General features: G+C 62.2%; 20 protein-coding genes and 1 pseudogene. 11 read left to right on the forward strand and 10 right to left on the reverse strand.

The genetic code is table 11. The features are described from left to right. Positions 1-48 precede the first annotated feature (48 nt). Genes M1617_00355 through M1617_00375 form a run of 5 tightly spaced genes read left to right on the forward strand, consistent with a single transcriptional unit; the run spans position 49 to position 3,618 of the window. Positions 49-636 (forward strand): carbon monoxide dehydrogenase, encoded by a 588-nt coding sequence (locus M1617_00355; protein ID MCL5886752.1) that lies wholly within the window; start codon positions 49-51, stop codon positions 634-636. Then, positions 629-1,792 (forward strand): ferredoxin oxidoreductase, encoded by a 1,164-nt coding sequence (locus M1617_00360; protein MCL5886753.1) that lies wholly within the window; start codon positions 629-631, stop codon positions 1,790-1,792. The genes M1617_00355 and M1617_00360 overlap by 8 nt, the downstream gene beginning before the upstream one ends. A 33-nt stretch (positions 1,793-1,825) precedes the next feature. Next, positions 1,826-2,686 (forward strand): thiamine pyrophosphate-dependent enzyme, encoded by an 861-nt coding sequence (locus M1617_00365; protein MCL5886754.1) that lies wholly within the window; start codon positions 1,826-1,828, stop codon positions 2,684-2,686. Further along, entirely contained in the window at positions 2,683-3,363 is a 681-nt protein-coding gene (locus M1617_00370; GenBank protein ID MCL5886755.1) for a 2-oxoacid:acceptor oxidoreductase family protein, read from the forward strand. Before M1617_00365 ends, M1617_00370 begins: the two co-directional genes overlap by 4 nt. An 18-nt stretch (positions 3,364-3,381) precedes the next feature. Next, positions 3,382-3,618: a 4Fe-4S binding protein gene (locus M1617_00375; GenBank protein MCL5886756.1), complete on the forward strand. Its 237-nt coding sequence runs from the start codon at positions 3,382-3,384 to the stop codon at positions 3,616-3,618. Between the two features lie 12 nt (positions 3,619-3,630). Here the strand turns inward: M1617_00375 and ppcA (M1617_00380) are convergent, their stop codons facing one another. From ppcA (M1617_00380) to M1617_00395, 4 genes and pseudogenes are all read right to left on the reverse strand, one after another. After that, positions 3,631-5,088, reverse strand: a complete 1,458-nt coding sequence (gene ppcA / locus M1617_00380; protein MCL5886757.1) for a phosphoenolpyruvate carboxylase — start codon at positions 5,086-5,088, stop codon at positions 3,631-3,633. Positions 5,089-5,210: 122 nt separating this feature from the next. Then, complete coding sequence (locus M1617_00385) at positions 5,211-5,474, reverse strand: cation transporting ATPase C-terminal domain-containing protein (protein ID MCL5886758.1); 264 nt, start codon at positions 5,472-5,474, stop codon at positions 5,211-5,213. Then, positions 5,446-5,787: pseudogene (gene ppcA, locus M1617_00390) on the reverse strand (phosphoenolpyruvate carboxylase). The gene M1617_00385 and the pseudogene ppcA (M1617_00390) overlap by 29 nt, the downstream one beginning before the upstream one ends. A 119-nt stretch (positions 5,788-5,906) precedes the next feature. After that, entirely contained in the window at positions 5,907-8,732 is a 2,826-nt protein-coding gene (locus M1617_00395; GenBank protein MCL5886759.1) for an HAD-IC family P-type ATPase, read from the reverse strand. Between the two features lie 130 nt (positions 8,733-8,862). Between M1617_00395 and M1617_00400 the strand changes: the two genes are divergently transcribed. Next, entirely contained in the window at positions 8,863-9,630 is a 768-nt protein-coding gene (locus M1617_00400) for a SagB/ThcOx family dehydrogenase (GenBank protein MCL5886760.1), read from the forward strand. Positions 9,631-9,679: 49 nt separating this feature from the next. On the opposite strand, the gene M1617_00405 is transcribed toward M1617_00400, so the two are convergent. Genes M1617_00405 through M1617_00415 form a run of 3 tightly spaced genes read right to left on the reverse strand, consistent with a single transcriptional unit; the run spans position 9,680 to position 13,504 of the window. Next, the gene (locus tag M1617_00405) at positions 9,680-10,765 is read right to left on the reverse strand and encodes an ABC transporter ATP-binding protein (GenBank protein MCL5886761.1); all 1,086 of its coding nucleotides are present in this window, start codon (positions 10,763-10,765) and stop codon (positions 9,680-9,682) included. Continuing rightward, the gene (locus M1617_00410; GenBank protein ID MCL5886762.1) at positions 10,762-12,411 is read right to left on the reverse strand and encodes an iron ABC transporter permease; all 1,650 of its coding nucleotides are present in this window, start codon (positions 12,409-12,411) and stop codon (positions 10,762-10,764) included. Before M1617_00410 ends, M1617_00405 begins: the two co-directional genes overlap by 4 nt. 43 nt (positions 12,412-12,454) lie before the next feature. Beyond that, positions 12,455-13,504, reverse strand: a complete 1,050-nt coding sequence (locus tag M1617_00415) for an extracellular solute-binding protein (GenBank protein MCL5886763.1) — start codon at positions 13,502-13,504, stop codon at positions 12,455-12,457. Between the two features lie 275 nt (positions 13,505-13,779). Between M1617_00415 and M1617_00420 the strand changes: the two genes are divergently transcribed. From M1617_00420 to M1617_00435, 4 genes are read left to right on the forward strand one after another with little or no spacing between them, the layout of a single operon-like run. Then, complete coding sequence (locus tag M1617_00420) at positions 13,780-14,802, forward strand: 4Fe-4S dicluster domain-containing protein (GenBank protein MCL5886764.1); 1,023 nt, start codon at positions 13,780-13,782, stop codon at positions 14,800-14,802. Next, positions 14,799-15,659, forward strand: coding sequence for an FAD/NAD(P)-binding protein (locus tag M1617_00425; protein MCL5886765.1), 861 nt, complete (start codon positions 14,799-14,801; stop codon positions 15,657-15,659). The genes M1617_00420 and M1617_00425 overlap by 4 nt, the downstream gene beginning before the upstream one ends. Continuing rightward, positions 15,660-16,403: an NADH:ubiquinone oxidoreductase gene (locus M1617_00430; GenBank protein MCL5886766.1), complete on the forward strand. Its 744-nt coding sequence runs from the start codon at positions 15,660-15,662 to the stop codon at positions 16,401-16,403. Next, a complete protein-coding gene (locus tag M1617_00435; protein MCL5886767.1) occupies positions 16,400-17,662 on the forward strand; it encodes a Ni/Fe hydrogenase subunit alpha in 1,263 nt (420 codons plus the stop codon). Before M1617_00430 ends, M1617_00435 begins: the two co-directional genes overlap by 4 nt. A 15-nt stretch (positions 17,663-17,677) precedes the next feature. Here M1617_00435 and M1617_00440 read toward each other — a convergent pair whose 3' ends face one another. Then, positions 17,678-19,294 (reverse strand): NAD+ synthase, encoded by a 1,617-nt coding sequence (locus M1617_00440; protein ID MCL5886768.1) that lies wholly within the window; start codon positions 19,292-19,294, stop codon positions 17,678-17,680. Positions 19,295-19,476: 182 nt separating this feature from the next. On the opposite strand from M1617_00440, the gene M1617_00445 reads away from it, so the two are divergent. Continuing rightward, the gene (locus M1617_00445; protein MCL5886769.1) at positions 19,477-20,289 is read left to right on the forward strand and encodes an SDR family oxidoreductase; all 813 of its coding nucleotides are present in this window, start codon (positions 19,477-19,479) and stop codon (positions 20,287-20,289) included. Positions 20,290-20,295: 6 nt separating this feature from the next. On the opposite strand, the gene M1617_00450 is transcribed toward M1617_00445, so the two are convergent. Both M1617_00450 and M1617_00455 read right to left on the reverse strand, forming a co-directional pair. Beyond that, complete coding sequence (locus tag M1617_00450; protein MCL5886770.1) at positions 20,296-21,225, reverse strand: sodium:calcium antiporter; 930 nt, start codon at positions 21,223-21,225, stop codon at positions 20,296-20,298. 129 nt (positions 21,226-21,354) lie between these two features. After that, positions 21,355-21,720, reverse strand: a complete 366-nt coding sequence (locus tag M1617_00455; protein ID MCL5886771.1) for a YciI family protein — start codon at positions 21,718-21,720, stop codon at positions 21,355-21,357. Between the last annotated feature and the right edge of the window lie 50 nt (positions 21,721-21,770).

The following is a 21,770-nucleotide window of genomic DNA, read 5'->3' on the forward strand; positions in this document are numbered from 1 at the left end:
CATTCCGGCGGTTATTGTCTTGTGTCAACCACCAAAGGAGGTATGCGCATGGAAGCATATAAAGTGCTGCCCGGCCCAGAGGGCTACCTGCCACCGGCCGCCGCAATGCACGGAGCCCAGATTCCCGAGACGGGCGAAGCGCTCGTCGAAGGCGAATGTGTGCCCATGGAAGTCGCAGTCAAGGTGATTGCGAACCGCCTGGTCTCGGCGAAGAACCCCACGTTCTTCCCTGGACCGCTACTTCTGTGGAAGACCACGGAGTATGCACTGGAGCGCGGAGCGCTGATCAGGGAGATCGCCGCCGAAGTCGGAGCCAAGGTCATCCCGATGCCTGACTATCGCCCCAAGTATCCGATGATCGACCCCGCGGTGGAGATCAACCCGAACCATCCCAACCTGACGATCTGGCACAACAAGATCGACGTCGGCGTCTTCATCGGCGTCCACTGTCACCAGGCCAACCTCGCCCTCAAGATCATCCGCGGGGGAACCGACTGTTACACGCTGGCACTGTGCGCCGAGGATGGTCACGAAGAGGCCAACGCCTCGCTCCGGGACGCCAACAACGACGCTCTGAAGATGGTCCTTGCTGCTGTCAAGGAATTGAAGAGCAAGGGAGGAGCTGCCGATGTCTAGGCCCAAGCCGGAGCTGAAAGAGGTCTCGACCTCCTACATGCTGTTCGAAGCCGAGCGCGAGGAGCGTTTCATCACTGGTAGTGAGGCTGTTCGCGAGGCGATCAGGAGGGCCAACATCGATATGGCCATCTCCTACCCGATCACCCCACAGAGCGAGAGCATGCACCTTGTCGGCGATCTTTACGCCGAAGGTTACGTGAAAGAGTACTTCCGCGGTGAGAACGAGTTCGCCGTCATGTCCCAGGTCGCCGGTGCTGCGATGGCAGGCGTGAGAACCTTCACCGCCACCTGTGGACCCGGAACGCTGCGTGCGTTCGAGAACTTCCCCACATGGGTCGGATCGCGTCTGCCGGTCGTCATGGCATTCATGACCCGCGGCATCAACGCACCGCTGACCATCCAGCCAGACACCCTGGAGATGGCCTTCATGCTCGACACTGGCATGATCATGCTACATGCCGAGAACGCCCAGGAGCTCTACGACATGCTGCTTATGAGCTTCGACGTTGCCGAGCAGACCACCGTCCACATCCCGATCGGGGTGTTCGTCGACGGCTTCTTCGTCACACACACAAGCCAGAAGGTCAATGTCGTCAGCGAGGACGTCAAGCTCAGCGGCTACAACGCTGGCCTCTCCCCCGTGCCTCACATCGACATGGAGACGCCTCCGTTCAGGCTCATGCGCGATCCGTTCGTCATGAAGAGCAACTTCATCAGCTACGCCGCTCACGCAAGCTGGCAGCAGGAGACCATGTCGGCAGCGTTCCGCGCCAAGAAGCACCTCAAGAAGTACCTCGGCAGCTTCATCGAGCAGGAGAACCCCGACGCCCCCATCCAGATCGTGGCTTCGGGTACGGCCGTGGCTCAGTCCCGCGAGGCCATCACGCTGCTCAAGGAAGAGGGCATCGAGGCCGGACTGGTCAAGATCAAGACCATCCGACCGTTCCCCACAGAGGAGATCCGCGCCGCTCTCGCCAACGCCGAGACGATCGTGGTTCCAGAGTTCAACCGCGTGGGATGGCTGGCCCGCGAGATCGCATCGATTATCCCCAACAACGACCGGATCGTTCTTGGCCCCAGGGTCTACGGTGGAATGACGATGCCTCCGGACGTAATCGCCCAGGTAGTCAAGACCAAAGACTTCGTAGGGGTCTAAGGAATCGCTCGCAGGTCTATTGAGGAGGCTCAGATGTCCCTGGATATAACTAAGATCAACCCGCACTTCGAAGATGTTATGCCTTCGGAGTACAAGGACCTGGTCGCAAACGGTCCTTTCGGCAATCCGAAGGGAGTTGGTGACCTCGGCAGCTTCAAGGAGCTCATCGAGGAGCATCCGCTTTGCGCAGGATGTAATCTCGCCCTGGCTCTTAGGCTCGTTATCGGCTCGCTGCCCAAGCCCGAGGATTCGATCATCGTCGGATCGACCGGCTGTAACAGCCTGGCCTACACGCAGCTGGCGTTGCACAACGTGCACTCGCTCTTCGGCAACCAGAACGCTGTGGCGACCGGCCTGAAGCGCGCGCTTTCGCTGCGCTTCCCCGACAAGGTCAAGGACGTCATCGTCATGGCTGGTGACGGCGCCACCGCCGACATCGGACTCGACATGACACTCCACTCGTGGTTCCGCGGCGAGAAGATCACGACCGTGATGTTCGACAACGAGCTGTACGCCAACACCGGCGGTCAGGAGAGCGGAATGAGCCGACCCGGCGCCGTTCTCAACATGGCGCCCACCGGCAAGAAGTTCGACAAGATCCACATGTTCGATCTCGCCGTCGCATCGGGATGTGCGTATGTCGCGCTTTGCTCGACCGCGCGCCCACGCCAGATCGGGAAGTCCTTCGAGAAGGCGGTCATGATCGCCCGCGAAGTCGGCCCGACCTACGTGCAGATCCACACCCCCTGCCCCACCAACATGAAGATCAAGCCCTCCGAGGGACTGGCCTTCGCCAAAGAGCGTCTCGCAACCGACTACGCCTTCCGCGAGCACACCTCGCCAGAGGCCGAGGAGTACCTGAAGGCCGTAGAGTCCGCGGAGGTGACTTCATGAGCAGGCAATACGTCAGAATGTCTGGGCTGGGCGGACAAGGCGTCGTCACAGCAGCCAGCATCTTGGGAAGCGCAGCTGTACGCGACGGCAAGAACGCCGTGGTCAACCCCTTCTTCGGTGCCGAGAAGCGTCTCGCCCCCGCCGAGAGCTACGTCAGGATCTCCGACGAGAAGCTCTATGACTCGGGCGAGATCCTCTATCCCGACATCATCATGGTCTACCACCCAGACGTCATCTTGCAGGGCAAGTCTTACACGATGCCCTTCTTCTCTGGACTCAAGCGCGACGGGGTCATCATCGTGAACTCCCCGACCACCATCGAGTTCAGTGACGACGAGAACGCCCGCCTGGAGGACCTGGGTGCATCGGTCCACTTCTTCTCGGCGACGGATGCCGCTCGTGAGCTTGCAGGCACCGAGCTTGCGACCAACGTGGCGATGCTCGGAACGCTGATCGGCACCACCGGGATCGTCAGCTTCGACTCGGTGGATGCCGCGCTGCGCGAGCGCTTCGGCGGTAAGTCCAAGTTCGTGGCTTCGGGTACGACGGCGGCACTCGATGATGCAGTCAAGAAGCAGTACGACAAGATCGAGAAGCTGCTCGCTAGCAATGCCAAGGTGCTGAAAGAGACCTATGACCGGGCCCGAACCGCTGTCGCCGCCAGGGCGAACGCCTGAGAAGTGAGGAGTTCGTAGATGTATTCCGCTGGATTCGTCGACGAGAGCAAGTGTGTAGGGTGCAGGCTTTGCACCCAGGTGTGCCCTGAGCCAAACGCTGTCCGCTTCCTTGCAAGCCGCAAGAAGAGCTTCATCGTTGCGGCACGGTGCAAGGGCTGCGGTCTGTGCGCCGTGATGTGCCCCAAGCAGGCCATCGAAGTCAGGCAGATCACGTTGGCCGAGGTCAACGCCTGCGAAGTCACCTGTATGGAGTAGGACGCCTGGGCGTCAGCCTAGGAAGCGGCGTATGCGCGCGCCTCGGATCACCAGATCCGCGACCTGCTGCTCACGCCCGTCCTCTAGGGCGCTCGAGATGTTTCGCACCACTTCAAGGTGTGAGCTCTCGGGCGCCCAGTCGTATCCGGCCCTAAGCACCGCATCGCGCAGGGGTCCTGCGGCCAGTGGGCCGTCCAAATCGCAGTAGCGCAGCGCCTCTGAGATCGTCTCGTCGAACGACGGAAGCGCTTCTCTCAGGTACGCGATGTCGCTATCGGTCAGCGCCTCGAAGCCGAGCAGCTCCGGCGGAAGCCCCGCCGAGTACAGGGCGCAAGTGAATCCGATCGCCCGGGGCAACTTCACCCCGTCCATCTGCCGAGCGTAGCCGAAAAGTCCGACGTGGAGCTTGCGCGCGCGGCGCTGCGGCATCGATCGCGCCAACAGGTTGATGGTGTCGGCGAGCTCGCCGACCCTTCGGCGGTACAAGGCGCTCGTGGCCTCGATGACAGGCATAGCCCTCTCAGCGTCCACAGGGACCGCTCTGCCCACTTCACGCTCCTTGAGTACCCGAATAGCGTCCTGGACCTCGTGAGGCGGATTATCGTACTTGAAGGCCGACTGGATGGTGAACGTCACGACGCTGGGGTAGTCGCGCCCGATGCGCTCGGCAGTGCGGGGGGAAAGGCCGCCTCGGAAGGCCGCCGAACCCATGCCGATGATCGGGTGCAGGCGCACCCCTCTGCGCGCGGCCAGCTCCTCGATGCGATGTAGCGCGATCAGGTTGGACAGCGCCGCCGAGACGAAGCCGTAGTTCATCGCCGTGTCCGAACGCGCCAAGAACACCCTTTGGTCGGTGACGTCCTTGTCGCCGAGGTACTCTTCGACTATGTCTCCGGCCGCCAGCATGCTGGGCAGGTCCTCGAAGAGCGGGATCACCTCGACCCGATCGGGTGCGAACTCACCTATCCACTCGGAGATCGTGATGTCGCCGTCACTGAACCGCAGGTTCTGGCGCCCAGCGATGAAGTCGCGATAGTAGCGGTACACGCGGTCCACGTCCGATGCCGAGGTGGTCATCGGCAAGATGACCTCGAAGATCGGCGAGACATCGCGATCGTAGAAGAGGCGGGCCGCGTCGTGTGAGCGCGGTATGCTCTCAAGCGTCTCCAGGAGGATCTTGGCCTCGGCGGTCTCGACGGTTGGGTTGGGAACCCGCAGCGTGAGACGGAGATCCTCGCCGAGCACGTTCTCGCGGAAGTAGTCCTCGTAGAACGATAGTAGCTTCTTGACGACGTAGGTGTCGATCTCCTTGCCTTCGGCATCCCACATCTGCTCATCGCAGCCCAGGTGGGAGTAGGCGTAGAACGCCTCTCGGATCTCGTCCTCCCCCGCCAAGACCGAAGTCGAGGAGAAGAAGGGCACCGCGGCGTTGTCGGGGTGCTGGGTACTCATGCAGCGTAGGATGTTCATCATCGGTCTCGCCCCTTGGTCATCGCGACCCAGCTTCATGGGTCGGCTGGATAAAGTTTAGCACCCGGCCATCGAGTGATGACCGGGTGCCTAGGTTTGCTTGCGTCAGGCTCCAGCAGTGGCTATGCGCCCTTGCGCTTGCGCAGCCACTTCTCGAAGCTGATCACCGGCAGGATGATCGTCCCCGCTGCAGCCGCCATCAGGATCTGCCCGGGCTCAAGTGGTGCCGACCCGAAGATGCTGTTCATGAACGGAGCGTAGATGAAGATCGCCTGCAACACCAGGATCGATGCGATTCCTATGAACACGGTCTTGTTCGACAGGACCCCGATCTCCAGGATCGAGTTCTTGAGTGAACGCGTCGTGTGAGCGCGGTATGCTCTCAAGCGTCTCCAGGAGGATCTTGGCCTCGGCGGTCTCGACGGTTGGGTTGGGAACCCGCAGCGTGAGACGGAGATCCTCGCCGAGCACGTTCTCGCGGAAGTAGTCCTCGTAGAACGATAGTAGCTTCTTGACGACGTAGGTGTCGATCTCCTTGCCTTCGGCATCCCACATCTGCTCATCGCAGCCCAGGTGGGAGTAGGCGTAGAACGCCTCTCGGATCTCGTCCTCCCCCGCCAAGACCGAAGTCGAGGAGAAGAAGGGCACCGCGGCGTTGTCGGGGTGCTGGGTACTCATGCAGCGTAGGATGTTCATCATCGGTCTCGCCCCTTGGTCATCGCGACCCAGCTTCATGGGTCGGCTGGATAAAGTTTAGCACCCGGCCATCGAGTGATGACCGGGTGCCTAGGTTTGCTTGCGTCAGGCTCCAGCAGTGGCTATGCGCCCTTGCGCTTGCGCAGCCACTTCTCGAAGCTGATCACCGGCAGGATGATCGTCCCCGCTGCAGCCGCCATCAGGATCTGCCCGGGCTCAAGTGGTGCCGACCCGAAGATGCTGTTCATGAACGGAGCGTAGATGAAGATCGCCTGCAACACCAGGATCGATGCGATTCCTATGAACACGGTCTTGTTCGACAGGACCCCGATCTCCAGGATCGAGTTCTTGAGTGAACGGCAGTTGAGCAGATAGAAGATCTGGAACATGATGACCGTGGTGACAGCCGCTGTCTGCGCTGTAGCCAGTGCTCCTGGCTGACTGCCACCCGCAGCGTACACGTAGCTGAACAGTGCCACCGCGCCTGCAGTCATCAACACAGCGACGATGACCACACGCATGATGACGAAACCGCTGAGTACCGGTGCATCCGGATCCCTGGGCTTGCGATTCATGATTCCGGGCTCCTTGGCTTCGAAGGCCAACGGAAGGGCCAGAGCGACTGCGGCGATCAGGTTGATCCAGAGTAGCTGGGTCGGACCCATCGGCAGAAGGAGTTCGCTGACTGTCACAGACACTCCGTCAACGATCTTCGTCACATCGCCGAAGGGGAAGAAGATGACCGCCCAGATAAGGATGAGCGCGAGTCCCAGGTTGGTCGGCAGGACGAATGCCAGCGACTTGATGAGGTTGTCGTAGACCCTTCGGCCTTCCTCGACAGCCGCCGCGATCGAAGCGAAGTTGTCGTCGACCAGCACGATCTCCGATGCTTCCTTGGAGACAGCGGTTCCGGTGATGCCCATGGCGACACCGATGTTGGATTGCTTGAGCGCCGGTGCATCGTTGACGCCGTCACCCGTCATGGCGACGATGTGGCTCCGGCTCTGCAGGGCGTTCACGAGCCTGAGCTTGTGCTCGGGCGCCACGCGGGCGAATACGTTGCATGAGCTGGCTGCCTCGACGAGCTCGGCCTCGGACATCTCGGCGAGCTGTACGCCGGTGTAGACCCTGGGGGCATCTGGGTTTTTGGGCAGGATGTCGATCTGCTCGGCGATCGCCTGCGCGGTGCCTTTGTGGTCACCGGTGATCATCTTCACTTCGATGCCAGCCTGGTGACACAGTTTGATAGCAGCCATAGCCTCAGGCCTGGGCGGATCGATCATCCCCTGAAGGCCGAGGAAGGTGAAGTCGCCATCGGTGTCGCTCATCTCGACCGCTGTCATGCCCGGCACCGCCTTCGAGGCGAATGCCAGAACCCGCATGCCGCGGGCGGCTAGGGCCTCGACCTCTCGCAGGACGGTGTCGTGATCGAGGTCGACTTCCATGGCGGTATTGCAGCGGCTGAGGATCGCCTCGGGGGCACCCTTTATCAGGAGCACTCCGCCGTCGCGTGCATTGAGAGTCGCCATGAACTGGTTCTCGGACTCGAACGGTATGGCGTCGAGACGGTCGTACTCTTTACGGAGAGCGTCAGCGCTCATGCCAGCCTTTTCGGCGGATACGAGCAGTGCACCCTCGGTGGGGTCACCGTTGATCTTCCAGGCGCCCTCGGCGTTCTCAAGAGATGCGTCGTTGCAGACAGCGCCGACCATCAGGAGTTCCCTGAAGTCCGAGGACAGATCGGCGAACTTGTCGCCGTTGCGCACCATGTGACCGGTTGGCTCGTAGCCGACTCCAGTCACCGACACCGCGCCGGATGCCGGGGTCCACAGCTCCTGGACGGTCATTTCGTTGCGGGTCAGCGTACCGGTCTTGTCACTGCAGATCACGGTCGTCGAGCCAAGAGTCTCGACTGCGGGTAGCTTGCGGACGACGGCGTTACGTGCGGCCATGCGCTGGACACCGATGGCAAGCGCGATCGTGACGATCGCCGGCAGACCCTCCGGGATTGCTCCAACTGCAAGTGCGATCGCAAATATGACGGTCTCGCGGAACGCCATGAAGAGTTCGGCGCCCGTTTCGTTCACAGTCCGCCAGGTACCAACGGCGAGCATGACGACTGATATGCTGACGATCGCTACCGTGATGATCATACCGATCTTGTGGAGGTCCCGGGTAAGCGGTGTCTCCAGGTCGGTGGTCTCCTTGAGCATCGTCGAGATGCGTCCGAGCTCGGTGTTATCGGCAGTCTCTACCACGACTGCGGTACCGGTGCCGTAAGTCACCAGCGTGCCTGCGAACGTCATGCAGGTGCGATCGCCGATTCCCGACTCGGGGGCGACCGGCGGGAGCTCTTTAGCTGACGGAACCGACTCTCCTGTGAGAGCGGCCTCTTCGATCTGAAGCGTGCGGGATTGGATGAGGCGCATGTCCGCGGGCACCCGATCCCCGCTGGCGAGAAGCACTACATCACCTGGCACCAGGTCGGTGGCGGGAAGCGTGACCTTCTTGCCGCCGCGCATGAGGGAGACGTTCTCCGGCACCATGCGCGAGAGGGCTTCGATGGCCTTACCGGCCTTGTACTCCTGGATGAACCCGATGATCGTATTGATGACAACGACCGCAAGGATAACCAGGCCGTTCTTGATGCCACCGGTCGGATCCGCAATCATCGCCACGAATGCCGAGACGATCAGCACCCAGATGAGTGGGTTGTTGATCTGCCGCCAGATCAGGTCGAGGACGGTGTCGCCTTTGCCCCTCGAGATCACGTTGGGACCGTACGTTGCAAGCCTCTTGGCCGCTTCCGCCTCTGACAGTCCGTCAGGATCGGTCTCGGTTAGCCCGACGACCTCCTCGGCAGTCAAGACATGCCACTGCTGTTCGCCGGATGCTGTTCCCTTTGGCTCGATTCCACTCTTTGAAGTCGGGCTTTGACTCTTAGACATCGTTTCTTGCCCTCTCTTGTTGCTCGCTGATTAACGAGAAATTTGTCCGATGATACACGATGTTTCTTACGTAAACAAAGTGGGGATATACGAACCACGATAATTGTTTCGTGAAATAGGAGGTGTCGACGTGTCTCCCGAGATGATCGATTCCGGCGATTCGGAGGCTGGCTCCCCGACCGCCGCCACCCCTGACCGGCGGGCTTTCTTGATGGCCATAGGGGGATTCGCGGCGCTGGCGCTGGCGGGATGTGCGTCGCAAGAGCGTGCGGACGAGGTCGCCCCCGAGCCCGGTCAACCTGCCGCCCCCGCACCCGGCGGCGTCGCGCAGGACCCAGCTGGCGCGGGTGCCGGTGACGCTCTGCTCTCGGCGATCGAGCGCCGACGGTCGATCCGCTCATTCACCAACGACCCGATCTCCGACGCAGACATCTTGCAGCTGCTGTGGTCCGCTCAGGGCATCACGCTTCAAGATGCTGGCTTCCGAGCCGCCCCTTCGGCAGGTGCGCTATACCCGCTGGAGACCTACGTGGCGACCGCCGAGGGCGTGCGGCGCTACATCCCACGGCGACATGAGCTGGAGGATGCGGGCGACTCGGACATCCGCGGGCCGCTGGCCATTGCCTCGCTAGGGCAGATGTTCATCGCGCAGGCGCCGGCGGTCTTCATCATCAACGCGGTCTACGCGCGAACGGAAGGTCGGTACGGCGATCGCGGGCGGCGCTACGTCCACATGGAGGTCGGTCACGCCGCCCAGAACCTCTCGCTGATGGCGGTGCACCAGGGGCGTGGATCCGTGATGATCGGTGCGTTCATCGATGCCGACATCCGGCGCCTGCTAGGCGCACCTGCCGAGGAGGACCCGCTCTACATAATCCCGGTGGGGACTCCGGGGTAGAGCCGCGAGTGGGGAGCGCGAGCCGGGCGGGCGCAGCGAATGCGTCCGCCTACTCCGGGAAGAACACCGTGTGTGCGGGGTCGAAGACGATCTCGACCCGGGTCCCTTCGGCGATCAGCCTGGTGGAAGACATGAGCGAGTGCAGCCCCAGGCCGTCGGGTAGCGCAAGGGTGTAGAGCGCGTCGGCGCCTAGGAAACGCGCGGCGGTCACGATCGCCTCGCCTTGCGGGGAGGGGGCGATGCGCACGTCGTCGGGCCGAACGACGAGGTAGCCGGTCGTCGCTTCCGGGCACTTGGGGCCCTCGTGGGGAAAGACGCCCAGCGCCGAGACCAGATCGCAGCCACGCACGGTAGCTGGGACGAAGTCGACTACCCCAGTGAACTCGGCGACGAATCTGTCGGCGGGGTCATGGTAGATGGTATACGGAATGTCGACCTGCACGAGTCGGCCTTTGTCCATCACTCCGACACGGTCTGATAGCGAGAACGCCTCCTCCTGATCGTGGGTGACGAGCACGACCGTGGCGCCGGCAGCCTTCAGGATGTCCTTGGTCTCGTTGCGAAGTCCGACCCGAAGCTCGGCATCGAGGTTGGAGAAGGGCTCGTCGAGCAAGATGACCGCCGGGGCTGGGGCGAGTGACCTGGCGAGCGCCACCCGCTGACGTTGCCCGCCGGACAGCTCGTGCGGATAGCGCTTGGCTGCGTCCGCGAGTCCCACGAGATCCAGAAGCTCGCCCACCCGCGCCGCAACGACCGCTTTTCCCTGCCGATGCAGGCCGAAGGCCACGTTCTCGAAGATCGTCATGTGCGGGAAGAGCGCGTAGTCCTGGAAGACGATGCCGACTCCCCGGGCCTCAGGCGGCACGTTGTTGTCGGCGTCGAACATTGGGCGACCGTCGATGGTGATGGTGCCAGTTGTGGGTGTTTCGAGCCCGGCGAGCATCCGCAGCGTCGTGGTCTTGCCGCAACCCGAAGGGCCAAGCAGCGCGAAGAACTCGCCCTTGGCAATCGAGAGAGAAACGTCGTCTACTGCGACGACCCCGGCAAAGTCCTTGCTCACGCCCTCCATCGTCACGTGCGGCCTGACTGCCGGACAACCTGTGGCGGGCAAGCTCTCGGGTGAGACGAACATCATGTCGACGATTCCTTTCTACCTTCAGGCTTTCCCAGCCCGATAAGCAGTTTGATAGGCAGCAAACCGGCTACCACGATGGCGAGCGCGGGGAGGGCGGCGGCGCTCCACAGCGACTCGGCGGCCATCTGCCACACCCAGATTGCCAGGGTGTCGTACCCGAACGGGCGCAACATGACGGTGATCGGCAGCTCCTTCATGACATCGACGAACACTAGCGTGGCGCCCGCCAGCAGACCTGGGAGGATCAGCGGTAGCTTGATGCGCACAATCGACCGGAGCGGACCGGCTCCAAGCGATCTAGCCGCCGAGACGATGTTAGGCGATATCTTGTCCATGCTCGAATCGACGCTGCTGTAAGCGATCGCCATGAAGCGCACGGCGTAGGCGTACGTGAGTCCTACGAGCGACCCTGTCAGGATCAGCCCTGGTGAGACACCCCACCAAGCTTGCGTCCACTCGTTGATGGTCCGGTCGAACGCGGCCAGCGGGATGATTACGCCGACCGCAATCACAGCGCCGGGAATCGAGTACCCCACGTTGACACTCCGAGAGGCCCACTGCACAAGCCGTCCCTTCTGCAGCCGAGCCATGCCTGCCATCACCAGCGCCAGTCCTACTGAGACCGCTGCCGCCAGCCCTGCCAGCGTCAGGCTGTTCGCGCCCAGCTCGACGTAGGTCCTAACCTCCGACGAGGTCATCTCGGCGGCTTCGCCAACCGCCCATATCGAGAGCTGCCCAGCCGGGATTCCGAAGGCTGCGATCAGCACCACGACGCACGTCAGGAATGCCGCCGCCTTGCGCCAACCGAGCAGCTGGACCGCGTCGCTGCTCTGCGTTCGGCCTTTCGACTGGTGATAAGCGCGTCGACTGCGGAGGCGTCTCTCGGCAAGCAGCAGTGCGAGCATGAGGATTGCCAGCAACCCCGCGAGCTCCGAGGCGGCCCCGATGTCCATGAGGCCTGTCCACGTGCGGAGAATCCCGTCGGAGATCGTCGGGAAGTTGAAGTACCTGACCGTCGCGAAGTCTGCGACCGCCTCCATGAGCGCGAGTGAGACTCCGGCGGCGATGGACGGTCGTGCCAGCGGCAATGCGACCTTGAAGAAGATGCGGGACTTGCTCGCGCCAAGGGCTCGGGCGGCTTCAATCGCGGTGGCCGACTGCTCCTCGAAGCCGGCCTTGGCCAGCAAATAGACGTACGGGTAGAGAACCAGAGTCATGACGACGATGGCGCCCCAACCCGATCTGATGTCGGGGAACACCAGGGCAGCCAGCCCGATATCTCGGAGCAAAGACTGCACCGGCCCGGCGAAATCGAAGGTCGCAATGTAGATGAATCCCATGATGTAGGCGGGAACCGCCATGGGCAGGACGAGCATCCACTGGAAGGCCCTCCTGCCCGGGAAGTGATACGCGGTGACCAGCCAGGCGAGCCCGGTCCCGAGCACCGCGGTGCCCACTCCCACGCCCAAGACCAGCAGGAGCGTGTTGCGCAGCATGCCCGGCAGGATCGTGTCCCACAGGTGCCGCCACACCTCGACCGAGGGGGTAAGGAGAGAAGAGGCCACCACGACCACCGGCAGTAGTGTCAACCCTGCGATAAGCAGAGGGACGATCTGCAGTAGATTGAGGCGGCCTCTTCTATTCATCTATGCTTGCAAGCTTTCCGAACTGTTCAAGAAGTGACCTTACCTACTGGTAGCCGACCCTGTTCATGAGCTCCACGGCCTGCGACTGCAGACGGCCAAGCTCTTCCTTAGCGAGCGGATCGGCGGAGTACTCACCGAACTCGGCAATGATCGGATGCACCGGAGCTGCCGGGTTGGCCGGGAACTCGTGGTTGGTACCGGCGAACATCTCTTGGCCATCACCGCTGAGCCACTCTATCAGAGCGATTGCGTTCTCGCGATTGGGAGCATTTGCGGTGACGCCTGCGCCGCTCACGTTGACATGAGCGCCTCGGTCAGCCTGATTGGCCCAGAAGAGCTGGACCGGGAACGCGGAGTCTTCCTCCAACAGCCTGCCTAGGTAGTAGTGGTTGGTGATCGCGACGTCACCTCGGCCTGCTGCGAGGCTCTTGAGGATCTCGTTGTCGCTGTCGATCAGGATCGGCTCGTTGGCCACCCATCCACGCACGATCTCCTCGGCTCTGGCCTCGCCGTGCTCGGCGATCAGGCTGGAGACCAGCGATTGCGTGTAGGAGTGGGTGGATGGACGCATCACGAGGCGGCCTCTCCACTGCGGATCGGCGAGGGCCTCGTAGGTCGATAGCTCATCTGCCGAGACACGATCTGGGTGGTACAGGATGGTCCTCACTCGCTGCGTGAGACCGAACCAGCGGTTCTCGGCATCGCGGAGTTCCGCAGGAATGTTGTCTTGCAGGACTTGGCTGTCCACCGGAGCGAGCAACCCGTCCTCTGCGGCCAGCCACAGGTTACCGGCGTCAACTGCGATGAAGACGTCGGCGAGTGTGTTCTCGCCCTCAGCCTTAAGGCGCTCACGCAACAGGGCGTCTGCGCCGGTGGTGAACCTGACTTCGATGCCGGTTTCCTCGGTGAACCTGTCAAACACCGGCTCAACGCCGTAGTGACGCGAGGTGTAGACATTGACATAGCGAGGCCCGGCGGCCTCCTCTGGCTGCTCCGCAGCCGGCTGTTCGGCCGGGGCGCAGCCCACCAAGGCCATCGCTGCCGCCGCCAAAGCCGCGAACAGCGCGAGTAGCACACTCTTCCTTCGCAACATCGATTTCTCCAATCTCCAGCATCCGTGTCCGGCCGCTGTCTTCGCCAATGCTAACTGTGTTGCGTAGTCTATGCTCCCATCGAACCGCTGTCAACACCCCAGTACGCGATCATTGAAGGATTGCGATGGTGCGTGGCGAAATCACCCTCGGTTCGCGCAGGTCCGCCTGCCAGTTGCCGACTGAGCGTGCCCGGTTTAGAATCATCAGGGCCTGTCATTTGCTCCTGCGTTTGCGATCCCGGTGAGCTTGACCGTCGCGGTAAGGGGAATCAACGGTGTTCTTTCGCGTGATAGCCAAGGATGATATCGCCGACCTCGTCTACGGCTTCATGGTCGACCATGAAGTGATCGGACCGGTCGCCAAAGGTGATGACTTCGTCTTCGCACCGATCGACAAGGCTTCCGAGCTGCGGCTCGACTACGACACCACGCTACTGCCCCCCAAGAAGTTCTTCTTGCCACCCAAAGAGCAGCTGATGGAGTTCTCGGTGGTCGACGGCGAAGCGATCTCGTCCCTGGAGCCCGCCGTACCGCGCGTTATTTTCGGCTTGCACACGTGTGATCTCAACGGGCTGCTGCTGCTCGATAACGTTTTCTTGTCCGGCTACGAGGATCCTTACTATAAGACCCGCCGAGACAACACCTTGCTTGTGGGAGTGAGTTGCACTCCGCAAGATACGTGTTTCTGCAACTCCTTCGGCACTGATGAATCGTATCGCGGGTTCGACATCTTCCTCACTGACCTCGGTGACCGGTATTTCGCATCGGTGCGCTCGATACAAGGCGCCGACCTGATCGACCACCATGTGGAGACGCGGATGGTCACCGACGAGGACGTGGCCGATTTCCAGCGGGTCACCAACGAGTTCAAGGGCTCGTTTGCGCGCAATGTGGACACCTCGCAGCTTCCGCTGCTGCTCGACGCCAAGTTCAACGACCCCTTGTGGGAGGAACTCGGCGATCGTTGTCTGAGCTGCGGGGCGTGCTCGATGGTGTGCCCGACCTGCTACTGCTTTGACGTGAAGGACGAGCTTGCCGCCAACGGCGATGAAGGAACGCGTTCACGCAACTGGGACAGCTGCATGTTCCACGAGTTCGCTGAGGTGGCTCAGCGCCACAATTTCCGAGGTTCGCGAGCCAGCCGCGTCAAATACCGCTACTACCACAAGCAGTGGGGCTACCTGTCGAAGTTCGAGAAGGTGCTCTGCGTCGGGTGTGCGCGATGCGAGCGCGCGTGTAAAGCCGATATCAACCCGGCCGTCGTCATCGAGGCCTTGCAGGCGAAGGGATCCGAATGAGGGACAGCGCCAAAGCCTATCGGAAGCTAAAAGCCAACCCGTACCTACCGTGGTCGGCTCGGATCACCTCGATCACACAACTGACCGAGAAAGAACGACTCTTCGAGTTCCGCCTCATCGACGATGACGTCAGGGATGCCTTCGATTTCGATGCGGGCCAATTCGTCGAGCTGTCGATCTTCGGGGTCGGTGAAGCGCCGATCTCGATCTCCTCGGCGCCGTCGAAGCAAGGCTTCCTGGAGCTTTGCGTGCGTGAGTCAGGGGACGTCACGGGCTCGCTGCACAAGATGCAATGCGGCGACATCGTGGGGATACGCGGGCCTTTCGGCAAGGGATTCCCGTTCGAGGAGATGAAAGGCCACGACGTCCTGCTTGTGGCCGGCGGCCTGGGTATCGCGCCTTTGAAGTCGCTGATCAACCACATCCACGATGAGAGGCACAGCTTTGGCAAGGTGACCATCTTGTATGGCTCGCGCACGCCTGCTGAGCTGCTCTTCCGCCAGCAGTTCGACATGTGGAAGCACCGCGAGGATTTCGAGTTGATCATGACCGTCGACCAACCGGACGAGACCTGGGATGGCGAGGTCGGATTGGTCACCAGGCTCTTCGACAGGCTCGATATCGACCCAGGGAACACCTACGCTGCCATCTGCGGCCCTCCAGTGATGTACCGCTTCGTCATCGACGAGATGCGCAAGAAGGCGATGCACGTCGATCGCATCTATGTGAGCTTCGAGCGTCGGATGAAGTGCGGAATCGGCAAGTGCGGCCACTGTGGCGTGGGTCATCAATACGCCTGCGTCGACGGCCCGGTCTTCAACTACTGGGAAGCGATGAACCTCCAGGAGGCGATCTAAGTGGCGCCTCGCGTCGTCGTCATCGGCCTGGCCAGCGACTATGGCTGCCAGGTACAGCTCACCAACATGGGCGACCAGCTCCTTGATGCGCTCGGGCTCATCGACCTGTCCTACTGGCAGCTCGTCTCGAGCGGACACATGCCTGCCGAGTACGACGTCGCCATCATCGAAGGCGCTGTGACTACCGAGGAACACCAGGCCCTGCTTCGGCAGGTAAGATCGACCGCATCGACGGTCATCGCGATCGGGGCCTGTGCAATCACGGGAGGCATCCCCGGCCTTGCGAATCACGGAGCGCTGGAGAAACACGCTCAAAGCGTGTACGCCGCCGAGAAGGACACCGTGGCTGCGGGGCGGGTGTCGCCCACCCCGATCGAGTCCGTGATCGAGGTCGACTATCACGTGCCCGGGTGTCCCATCCAGCCGGCTGAGTTCCTCTCGGTGCTCCAAAAGGCGCTTCGAGGGCTGGCGAACCGCGTACCGCGCGAACCGCTTTGCGCCGAGTGCAAGGTGACTGAGACCGTGTGCTTCTACGAGAAGGGCATCGTGTGCCTGGGGCTCGTTTCCCGCGCCGGATGCGGTGCGGTGTGCGTCGTGCACGGTCGGCCCTGCACAGCTTGTCGAGGCATCAATGAGGATGCCAACCTCGACACTGCGCGCGATATCGCACAGAAGCACTCCGTTTCGCCCGCAGCGCTCGATGTCGCGCTCGACCTTTACAACTCGACCTCGGGGGTCCGATGAGCACTCTCAAGATAGAGCACGTGGCGCGGATCGAGGGGCACGGCACCGTCTCGGTCAACGTCGAAGACGGCGTGGTGCGCGAGATTCGCATGGACGTCATCGAGCCGGCCCGATTCTTCGAGTCGATGGTCGCCGGCCGACGCTTCGACGAGGTCCCGCTCATCACCAGCCGCATCTGCGGAATATGCTCCCCCAACCACATGGTCACGAGCCTAAAATCGATCGAGGCTGCGATGGGAGTCGAAGTCAGCGAGCGCACCAAGCAGATGCGTCAGCTCCTCGTCTATGGCTCGTTCCTACAGAACCATGCGACGCACCTCTACCTCCTCGCAGCGCCCGACTACGTGGGGCTACCCAGCGCGCTACCGCTTGCGGACTCTCTGCCCGATGTCTTGCAGCGCGCCTTGCGCATCAAGAAGCTCGGAAACGACCTCACGACGCTTATCGGCGGCCGACCGGTCCATCCGATCACAGCTGCGGTGGGTGGCTTCACGCATGAGCCGTCCCCGGGTGGGCTTCTTGCGATCTCCGAGAGACTGAAGGAGGCCGCACGCGATGCCGCCGACACGATCGAACTCGTCGGCGGATTCAGCGTCCCTGTGTTCGAGAGCTCTGCCGAGATGCTCGCACTGGTATCGGAGGACGAGTACGCGATCTACAACGGCGAAGTCGGCGCACTCGATGCCGGATGGCGACGCCCAGTCGCCGAGTACAAGTCGTTCATCACCGAATCGACCCCGGCCCACAGCAACGCCAAGCACTCGACACTCGACGGGCGCCCGTTCTTCGTGGGCGCTCTGGCCAGGGTGAACCTTTCGTGGCGCCACCTGACTCCGGCCGCGCAGACGGTCGCGATGCGGGCGGGCTTCAAGCTGCCGTCGCGCAACCCCTTCATGAACAACCTGTGTCAGGCGATCGAGCTACTCGACGCGACGCAGCGTTGCGCGCACCTGTGCGAGGAGCTCGCCGAGGGCAACGGCTCTACAAGCCCTGTGGCTTTCTCGGTACGTGCGGGAGCCGGTGCGGGCGCAACCGAAGCGCCGAGAGGTACGCTCTACCATCACATCGAGATCGACGAGAGCGGCCTAGTCGTCGCAGGTGACGTCATCACGCCGACGGCGCAGAACCTTGCGTGCCTCGAGGCCGACATGAGGGCTTTCGCCCCGCAAGTCGCCGGCCTGCCAGAGTCCGAGTTCGTCCTCCGGATCGAGCAGCTCGTAAGGTCGTACGACCCCTGCCTATCGTGCGCGGTGCACTAGGGGCTTTCTAGCGCCTCAGCCGCGGTAGCGGTTGGTGACAGGCATTCGGCGGTCCCTGCCGAAGGCCTTGGTGGTCACCCGGATGCCGAGCGGCCCTTGACGACGCTTGTACTCCGCAAGGTCGACCATCCTGCACACGCGCTTCACTGTATCCTCGTCGTGACCGTGCGCCACGATCTCCTCGGGCGAAAGCTCATCGACGACGTAGGCCGCCAGTATCGCATCCAGTTCGTCGTACGGTGGCAGCGCGTCCTGGTCGGTCTGGTTCTGGCGTAGCTCGGCGCTGGGGGGCTTGGCCATCGTGCTCGCCGGGATGATCTCGGCATCTCGATTGCGCCACCGAGCCAGCTCCCACACCCGCGTCTTGAAGACGTCCTTGAGCGGCGCGATCCCGCCCACCATGTCGCCGTAGAGCGTCGAGTAGCCCACCGAGATCTCGCTCTTGTTGCCAGTTGACAGCACCAACCAGCCGAACTTGTTCGAGAGTGCCATGAGCAGCATCCCACGCACTCTGGCCTGCAGGTTCTCCTCGGTGACGTCGGATTCGCGCCCCTCGAAGACCGGCTGCAGCGTATCCAGCATCGCCGAGAAGGCCGGCTCGATGGAAAGCTCCATCACCTCGATGCCGAGATTGGTCGCAAGCGCGAGTGCATCCTCGATGCTGCCAGGCGACGAATAGCGCGAGGGCATGATCACCCCGTGGACGTGGGCCGCGCCAAGCGCATCGGTGGCGATTGCGGCGACCAACGCCGAGTCGATGCCGCCAGAGAGTCCCAGCACGACGTCGGTGAAGCCGTTCTTGCGCACATAGTCCCCCAGGCCGAGGACAAGCGCACTGTAGACCTCCTCGGTGCCAGACACGATCGGGGCGAGCGGCGCAAGCGGCACCACCCCAGGCGCACCACGGGGCATACCCCCCACATCGGCGAGCAGCAGATCCTCGGCGAACCCCGTCGCGCGCGCCATCACTTCGCCTTCGGGCGAGAACACGACCGAGCGCCCGTCGAAGACGAGCTCGTCCTGCCCCCCCACGAGATTGCAGTACGCGAGCCACACTCCGTTGTCGGCAGCTCGGCTGCGAAGCACCGCCACGCGCTCGGCTCCCTTGCCCGCGTGCAGCGGCGAGGCCGAGATGTTGACGACCAGGTCGGCACCTGCGCAAGCCGCTTGCGCCACGACGTCGGGCATCCACACATCCTCGCAGATGGTCATCGCGATGCGGAGACCACCGAAGGACACGACCTCAAGCTCGTGTCCAGGTTCGAAGTAGCGCTTCTCATCGAAGGCGCCGTAGTTGGGAAGATGTCGCTTGTGGTAGACCGCCTGGACCCGGCCGTCGTAGCAAAGCGCTGCAGCGTTTCGCAAGGCCCCTTCGGCCCGATCCGCGAAGCCGACTATCGCAGCGACATCCTCACACGCCGAGGCGACCCGGGCCAGAGCCTCGCGGTTATCCATCACGAATTGCGCCCTGCCGAGAAGGTTCTCAGGCGGGTATCCGGTAAGCGTCAGCTCAGGGAAGACCACCAGTTCCGCCCCCGCCCGCGCCCCACCGCTCAGAGCATCGAGTACCTTTGCGGTATTGCCCGTGATGTCACCCACGACCGTGTTGATCTGAGCGAGAGCGATGCGCACTGCGGATACCTGTCCTTCAAAGTCGACATCGGGTGCGATTGATGTGTTCAGGATATCACGAGAGCCTGCGCGAAGTGGACGGATGCAACGCGCGACCCACTGTGAAAAGAGATTGTAACCCCGTGTTACAATGCGAGTGTGTGGCCACTTGGGTCACCAGGGGCAAGGAAGGATGGCGTTGTATGAAAACCGGCGGCAAGACAATCGTAGTGACTGGTGGCGGAAGCGGTATCGGGCGCGAACTTGTGCTCGACCTTCTCGATAGGGGGGCTCGCGTAGCGGCTCTCGATGTCATCGAGGCGGCACTGCAAGCTACTGCTGAACTCGCAGGCGATCACCGAGACAGGCTCTCCCTGCACGCGATCGACATCACGGACCGCGAGGCGGTCGAATCGCTCCCTTCGGCAGTCATCGAAGCACACGGCCAGGTAGACGGCCTCATCAACTGCGCTGGCATCATCCAGCCATTCGTGAAGCTCGATAAACTCGAGTACTGCGCCATGGAGCGCGTCATCGACGTGAACTTCTGGGGCACGATGTACATGACAAAGGCTTTCCTTCCGCATCTGCTCGAACGCCCTGCGGCGCATATCGTGAACCTTTCGAGCATGGGCGGATTCCTGCCGGTCCCCGGACAGACCGTCTACGGCGCTTCCAAGGCAGCCGTGAAGCTGCTGACCGAGGGGCTCCACTCGGAACTCACCGAGACCAAAGTGAGCGTGACAGTCGTGTTCCCGGGAGCCATCGAGACGAACATCTCAACGAACTCCGGGGTCGCGCCCCCCGCCTCGGCAGGCCCGAGTCAGCAGGAGCGCAAGTTCAAGATGACTTCGCCCGCAGTCGCAGCAAAGACGATCATCGACGCCATGGAGCGGGATGCCTATCGCGTGACGGTCGGGCCAGATGCCAAGACCATGGACTGGCTTTCCAGGGTCATGCCCGAATGGGCGGCTGGCTTCATCTACAAGCAGATGAAGACGCTACTCGATCGGTAATGCGGATCAGGACGGGCCCATCTGCACGATGGCGACCAGGTAGACAACGTAAGTCGCCATCAGAAGGATTCCGCGTTTCCTGCCGATGAAACCGCCGCGCGCCGGGTAGCTGAGCGCCACCACCGCGAATCCGAACGCTAACACCACGGCCAATCCCCCCATCCCGAAGGTGATCGGGTGCATGATCGCGGCGATACCTACAATCCAAAGGCCGTTGAAGATGTTGCTGCCCAGTATGGTTCCGAGCCCAACTTCGTCGTGCCCGCGGAGCTTCGAGATAATCACTGTTGCGAGTTCAGGGGTACCCGTGCCCAGAGCCACAATCGTCGCCGAGATCACGAACTTGTCCAACCCGAGGTCAGCGGCTATGCCCCCGGCGCTCGCCACGATGAAGTTTCCCGCACCTATCAGGAACGCTAGTCCGACGATGCCTGACCCGAGTGCGAGCCAGTTCCGATGCTCGCCCAGGACCTCAGCAGCTGCATTGCGCTCCTTGCGGGCCTCGGCGATCACAAAGAACAGCCAAACGAAGAACGCAAGCAGTATCGCAATGCCGTCGAACCGGGAAAGCTCGCCATCGAACGCTAGGGTCGCGATGAAGATGGGAGCTAGGAGCGCCACGGTGAAATCGCGCCTGATGCTTTGCCGGGAGGCCTGGATTCCTGAAATCACTAGCGCAAGAGCGAGGATGAGGGCGACATTGACGACGTTGCTGCCCAACGCATCACCCAGTGCAATCTCTGGAATACCTGCACCCGCCGAACTGATGGCAACAAAGAACTCCGGGCTCGATGTGGCGAATGCCGCTATGGAAGCTCCAATGATGCCTGGTGAGATTCTTGCCCACTCGGCGATACCCACTGCCCCTCGAACGAAAAGCTCGCCGCCGACGCCCGCGCACAAAACTCCAAGCAGTAGTAGTAGATAGTCGTTCATCGCGACTCCCGTTCCCCTTGGCCCCTGATGTAAAGCAGGTATATAGCCGCTTAGTATACCGAAAGCCCGATGCGGCGACAATAGAGTTGTCTCTGTGCGGTTAGGCCCGCATTTCGCTGCTGTCAGGACCTACTTGCCTGGTGCGCTGTACAGCGGCCGAACCTCGACGCCTCCGTCGCGGACAGCGGGATGTTGCTGCGCAATGCGCACCGCAGTGTCGATGTCGCGCGCCGAGAGCACGAAAAGCGCCGCCACCACCAAATCAGACTCGACAAGCGGTCCGCTGCTCACCGTCTCGCCGCTGATCGACTTCGCCGAGGTGCTCGGCTCGAAGGCGAACCCCCGCTCCGCCGAGAAGTACGAGCCTCCCAACACCTTGCCGCCCAGCTCCTTGGCGAGCGCAGCGTAGCCGTCGATCCGCTCGAGGTATTCGGGGGCGAGTGCCATCGGGTCTGCGGGTGCCGGCGAGTAGACTATGACTGCGTACTGAGGCATGAGCGACTCCTTGCGTCGGGGAACCGTCTATCGCAGAGGGTAGCATAGCG

The organism is Actinomycetota bacterium, from assembly GCA_023488435.1.
Lineage (GTDB): Bacteria > Actinomycetota > Coriobacteriia > Anaerosomatales > UBA912 > UBA912.

Bases quoted from the DNA above. Each gene is read 5' to 3' on its own strand.
- M1617_00415 (MCL5886763.1), bottom strand. From the start codon at position 13,504: ATGTTGCGAAGGAAGAGTGTGCTACTCGCGCTGTTCGCGGCTTTGGCG.
- M1617_00370 (MCL5886755.1), top strand. From the start codon at position 2,683: ATGAGCAGGCAATACGTCAGAATGTCTGGGCTGGGCGGACAAGGCGTC.
- M1617_00365 (MCL5886754.1), top strand. From the start codon at position 1,826: ATGTCCCTGGATATAACTAAGATCAACCCGCACTTCGAAGATGTTATG.
- M1617_00410 (MCL5886762.1), bottom strand. From the start codon at position 12,411: ATGAATAGAAGAGGCCGCCTCAATCTACTGCAGATCGTCCCTCTGCTT.
- M1617_00375 (MCL5886756.1), top strand. From the start codon at position 3,382: ATGTATTCCGCTGGATTCGTCGACGAGAGCAAGTGTGTAGGGTGCAGG.
- M1617_00405 (MCL5886761.1), bottom strand. From the start codon at position 10,765: ATGATGTTCGTCTCACCCGAGAGCTTGCCCGCCACAGGTTGTCCGGCA.
- M1617_00360 (MCL5886753.1), top strand. From the start codon at position 629: ATGTCTAGGCCCAAGCCGGAGCTGAAAGAGGTCTCGACCTCCTACATG.
- M1617_00445 (MCL5886769.1), top strand. From the start codon at position 19,477: ATGAAAACCGGCGGCAAGACAATCGTAGTGACTGGTGGCGGAAGCGGT.
- M1617_00395 (MCL5886759.1), bottom strand. From the start codon at position 8,732: ATGTCTAAGAGTCAAAGCCCGACTTCAAAGAGTGGAATCGAGCCAAAG.
- M1617_00355 (MCL5886752.1), top strand. From the start codon at position 49: ATGGAAGCATATAAAGTGCTGCCCGGCCCAGAGGGCTACCTGCCACCG.
- M1617_00455 (MCL5886771.1), bottom strand. From the start codon at position 21,720: ATGCCTCAGTACGCAGTCATAGTCTACTCGCCGGCACCCGCAGACCCG.
- ppcA (MCL5886757.1), bottom strand. From the start codon at position 5,088: ATGAACATCCTACGCTGCATGAGTACCCAGCACCCCGACAACGCCGCG.
- M1617_00425 (MCL5886765.1), top strand. From the start codon at position 14,799: ATGAGGGACAGCGCCAAAGCCTATCGGAAGCTAAAAGCCAACCCGTAC.
- M1617_00435 (MCL5886767.1), top strand. From the start codon at position 16,400: ATGAGCACTCTCAAGATAGAGCACGTGGCGCGGATCGAGGGGCACGGC.
- M1617_00450 (MCL5886770.1), bottom strand. From the start codon at position 21,225: ATGAACGACTATCTACTACTACTGCTTGGAGTTTTGTGCGCGGGCGTC.